Annotated in this window: 3 protein-coding genes; all 3 read right to left on the bottom strand. The window is 72.0% G+C overall.

The window, feature by feature from the left end; genetic code table 11:
- Positions 1-495 precede the first annotated feature (495 nt).
- Positions 496-2,220, bottom strand: a complete 1,725-nt coding sequence (locus ACFP1K_RS40845; RefSeq protein ID WP_380763931.1) for a chaplin family protein — start codon at positions 2,218-2,220, stop codon at positions 496-498.
- A 384-nt stretch (positions 2,221-2,604) separates the two neighbouring features.
- Positions 2,605-3,222: a hypothetical protein gene (locus ACFP1K_RS40840; protein WP_380763929.1), complete on the bottom strand. Its 618-nt coding sequence runs from the start codon at positions 3,220-3,222 to the stop codon at positions 2,605-2,607.
- A gap of 166 nt (positions 3,223-3,388) precedes the next feature.
- Positions 3,389-4,702: a M20/M25/M40 family metallo-hydrolase gene (locus ACFP1K_RS40835; protein ID WP_380763933.1), complete on the bottom strand. Its 1,314-nt coding sequence runs from the start codon at positions 4,700-4,702 to the stop codon at positions 3,389-3,391.
- Positions 4,703-4,739: the final 37 nt, after the last annotated feature.

Genomic DNA, 4,739 nt, shown 5'->3' with positions numbered 1-4,739 from the left:
CCGACAGGCCAGGCACCGGCCGACAGGCCAGGCACCGGCCGACAGGCCAGGCACCGGCCGACAGGCCAGGCACCGGCCGGCAGGCCAGGCACCGGCCGGCAGGCCAGGCACCGGCCGACAGGCCAGGCACCGGCCGACAGGCCAGGCACCGGCCGACAGGCCAGGCACCGGCCGACAGGCCAGGCACCGGCCGACAGGCCAGGCACCGGCCGACAGGCCAGGCACCGGCCAAAGGCACTTGCCTTCGGCGCCGCGACGGCGAGACGTGGGACGGCGAATCCGGCGCCGCCCTACGGCGATCAACCGGCCCCTCTCAGCTCCGACCACTGGGCGGCCGAATCCAGGCATGGCTTTGCCCGCCCCGGGCCGCGCCCCCGGAAGCGGGCAAAGCTCCTGTGCTTCGCCGTGCGAGCCCGGCTCGGATGAGCCCAGCATCACCGGCCGTCCTCACGACGGCGAAGCGTCTATGGGGGTCCGGAAAGACCGGACCTCAGCTCACCTACGGCGCGGCCGCAGCCGACGGGCCCCCGCGAGGAACAGGGCCGCGGCGGCGAACACACCCCCCGCCAGCAACGCGCCCAGCGACGCGGCGTTCATACCGGTGACCCCGACAGGCTGCTCCGCGCTCATCAGCCCGGACCGCCCGACCGGCAGATCACCGAGGGCGTCGCCCTTGACCAGGTCACCCGCCGGAGTACCGGAGACAGCGTCCTTGACCGGAGCCAGCGGATCCCCACCGGACTGCTGGGCACCCGCCACCTCCCCGGGCAGAACCGGCAGCGCCGGCAGCGCCGGCGTCCCGACCGGCGCCTCACCACCGGGAGGCACGGGCCCACCCGACTGGTGGTGACTCACCGCGGAGGCCCGCCGCTCGGGCGCCAGCGGCAGCAGCGGGAGCACCGGCAGCAGCCCGGACTGCTTGGCCGCCATCGCCCCAGAGCTGCGGGCGTACCCGTGGCCTCCGCCGTGGTGACCGCCCACGCTGGCGCCACCGAGGCACCCCGCGGCCGCGTCACCCAGCACCGCCACCGCGTTCCCGCAGACGTTCACGGCCGCCGCGATCGGCGCGACCACCTGGTTGCCCCCGAGGACGGAAGACCGCCCCGAGGTGAGGTTGCCGCCCGCGTTCGCCCCGCCGCCCCGCCCCACCGAAGCACCGCCCCGGCACCCGGCGAAGGCGTCGCCCAGCACGGCCACGGCGTTCCCGCAGACATTGACGGCCGCCGCGATCGGCGCGACCACCTGGTTCCCGCCGAGGACAGAGGACTTCCCGGAGGTCAGGTTCCCCCCGGCCCCGCTCCCGCTCCCGGCCGGCGGCACATGCACGCCGCCCTCGCACCGCTGACGCCCGGCCCCGAGGACGTTGCCGCAGACCAGCACCGGCGCGGTGATCGGCGCGACCACCTGGTTGCCGCCCCCGACGCTGTGCCGGCCGTCGGTGACGTTCCCGCCCGCGCCGCGCCCGGCGCCGCCGACGTACCCGCCGTTGCCGCCCTTGACCTTGGCGCCACCGCGGCACCCGGAGAACGCCTCACCGATCAGCGCGATGGAGTTGCCGCAGATGTTGACGGGCGCGGTGATCGGCGCGACCACCTGGTTCCCGCCGAGGACGGAAGACCGCCCGGAGGTGCGGTTGCCGCCCGCCCCGCTCGCGCCGCCGCCCTTGACGACGGCGCCGCCGGTGCAGCCCGCGACGGCCTCACCGAACACCGCCAGCGCGTTGCCGCAGAAGTTGATCGGCGCGTTGACGGGGGCGTTCACTTGGTTGCCGCCGAGCACGCTGTTCCGCCCGTCCGTACGGTTGCCGCCCGTACCGCCGCCAGGCCCGGGACTCTTCACCGTCGCCCCGCCACGGCAGCGGGCGTCCGACCGCCCGAACAGGGACGCGGCGTTGCCGCAGAAGTTGATCGGCGCGTTGATCGGGGCGTTCACCTGGTTGCCACCGAGCACGCTGTTACTACCGGACGTGCTGCCGGGGATGCTCCCGGCACCGGAACCGCCTTGGACGGACGCGCCACCCTGCGAGGAGGCCGAGGACTCGCCGGCCACCGCCGCGGAGTTGCCGCTGATGTCCACCGGCAGGTTGATGGGCAGGTTGACCTGGTTTCCTCCGCCGATGGAACCGGTACCGGAGGTGTCGGCCAGGGCTGTGCCGCCACTGAGGGCCATGACGCCGACCGCCAGGACGGCGGGGGCTGTGGCCTTCGCCCACGTTCGCATAACAGGTCGCTCCTTGATCTTTGGGGGGAGATTTCGCCAGGCCACGAGCGGGCTCGTGTGGAGCACGGATCGTCCGGTGCACCCGGAACCGGTGGACGACCCGCGGCACGCTGGATCACGAGCCGCACAACGACAGGAGCGAAGAGACCGGTCGCACGTCTCACATCGTGCTGGGTCGCCTTGATCACTCAGTCCTCGCGCGGCCGAAGCACGGTCCCGAACCGTCCGGGACATGCGGCGACCCGCTGTGACCTGCTGTGACGTGAAAACTGAAACTTCACCAGGGCGGAGCGGGCGGGGTGGACCTGCCAAAGTCCAACGATCACCGGCACGCTCCGCGAGCCGTCCCGGGCACTTCAGGCCCAGACCGGCACTGCGGTGGAATCAGTCAGGAGAGAAAGACGGATCATCCGCGATAGTGCGGACGATCTGGACGACGGCACGCGCCGGACAGACCCGCGCGACCAAAGGCCGCGGGAGGACTGACCGTGCGACGTCCCCGACCCCCGAGAGGCCGGCCCCGCCGTTTCGCGGCACGAAGCCGTTGGCCCCCGCCGAATGCTCGGCGGCGGACGGCGGGGAAGGGGCAGGCATGGACTGGCTGGTGAGCCCGTCCACCGTGCGCCCCGCGATGGCTCCGGCATCCGCCGGAACGATGTCGCTCACCGTGGGGAAACCGCCGGCCGAAGCCGGCCCGGTCGCGACATGGGGGGTTGTGGAGATGGCGGAGCGTGGCGCTCCGGTCGCGGCGGCCTCGGCGGAGTTACCCGCCTCGACGACCGTGACGGGGGTCAGGTGCCCCGCAGGGATACGAGCTTCCGCTGTCGCGGGGCCGGCACCGACGAAACCGAAGGCCAGCGCCAGAAGCCAGCCGATAGCGATCATCCCGCCGATGACAAGCCGGCGACCGTACCGGGCGCCGGCCGCGAACCGCGCCATCCGGCCTTCCCGCGTGTCGGCCGCCTGATCGCTGGGAGCGGCCACGGGCACGAGCCGGACCACGGACGGCTGACTCGCCGTCCATCGCCCATCCGGCGTACGTGCCACGTGACCTCCCCGAACTCCTCGATCGGCCCGGCTTTCGCAGGGCCGATCTCGGACCAACCCCTCAACGGAAAGTCACATTAGCAGCACTCGGCGTGACGGCAACGCTTTTTCGCGCGACACGTCAGCACGCGTCGAGGAAACGGTCAAGGACACGCACCCCGAACCGCAGCGAATCAACAGGTACACGCTCATCCACGCCATGGAACATCCCCGAGAAGTCCAGGTCGGCGGGCAGCCGAAGCGGCGCGAACCCGAATCCCCTGATGCCCAGCCGGCTGAAGGCCTTCAGATCCGTTCCTCCCGACAGGGTGTACGGCACCGCCCGCGCCTCGGGGTCCTCGGCCAGCAGCGCGTCCGCCATGGCGCGCACGAGACCTCCCTCGAACGCCGTCTCGATCGCCACGTCGTGGTACAGGAACTCCCTGGTCACGTGCGGCCCGAGCAGCTCGTCGATCGTCGCGAAGAACTCCTCCTCGTACCCCGGCAGGAACCGCCCGTCCACATGCGCCGTCGCCACCTGCGGGATGACGTTGGCCTTGTACCCCGCCGCCAGCATGGTCGGGTTGGCGGTGTTGCGCAGCGTCGCGCCGATCATGCGGGCCAGCGGCCCGAGCTTGGCCACGGCCGTCGCCGCGTCCACCGCGTCGACCTCTATGTCGAACGCGTCCTTGAAGAAGGCCCGCACCGTCGGCGTGATCCGCACCGGCCACTCGTACCGCCCGATCCGCCCCACCGCCTCCGCGAGCTCGGTCACGGCGTTCTCGCTGTTCAGCATCGACCCGTGCCCCGCACGCCCCGCGGCCGTGAGCCGCATCCAGGCGATCCCCTTCTCCGCCGCCTCGATAAGGTAGAGCCGCCGCCCCTCCTCCACGGAGACGCTGAACCCCCCCACCTCCCCGATCGCCTCAGTGCACCCCTCGAAGAGCTCCTTGTGCTCCTCGGCCAGCCACTGCGCCCCGTACTCCCCCCCGGCCTCCTCGTCGGCCGTGAACACCAGCACCACGTCCCGAGGCGGCCTCCGCCCTTCCCTGAGCCGCTGCCGCACCACCGCGAGGATCATGGCGTCCATATCCTTCATGTCCACCGCCCCCCGCCCCCAGACGCAACCGTCCGCCACTTCCCCGCTCAGCGGATGCAGCTTCCAGTCCCCCGCGTCGAACGGCACCACATCAAGATGCCCATGCAACAGCAGCGCCTCCCGAGAGGGATCCACCCCCTCGATCCGCGCCACCACATTGGCCCGCCTCTCCGAAGACTCGAGCACCCGAGCCTCCACCCCCACCTCCCCCAACCGCTCCGCCACATACTCCGCCGCCACCCTCTCCCCCGGCCCAGCGTTGTCCCCCGAGTTGGTCGTATCGATCCGAATCAGATCCCGACACAACCCCACAACCTCATCCTCAGCCCTGATCTCACCCATAAAAGCCCCTCCCATCCAGTGAACCCACCCACCCCATCCTGCCCCCACCCCC

Origin of the sequence: Sphaerisporangium aureirubrum (assembly GCF_042658925.1) — a bacterium.
Taxonomy (GTDB): Bacteria; Actinomycetota; Actinomycetes; order Streptosporangiales; family Streptosporangiaceae; genus Sphaerisporangium; species Sphaerisporangium aureirubrum.
The sequence above is the reverse complement of the archived record's forward strand: the minus strand, read 5'-3'. Positions and strand labels throughout refer to the sequence as shown.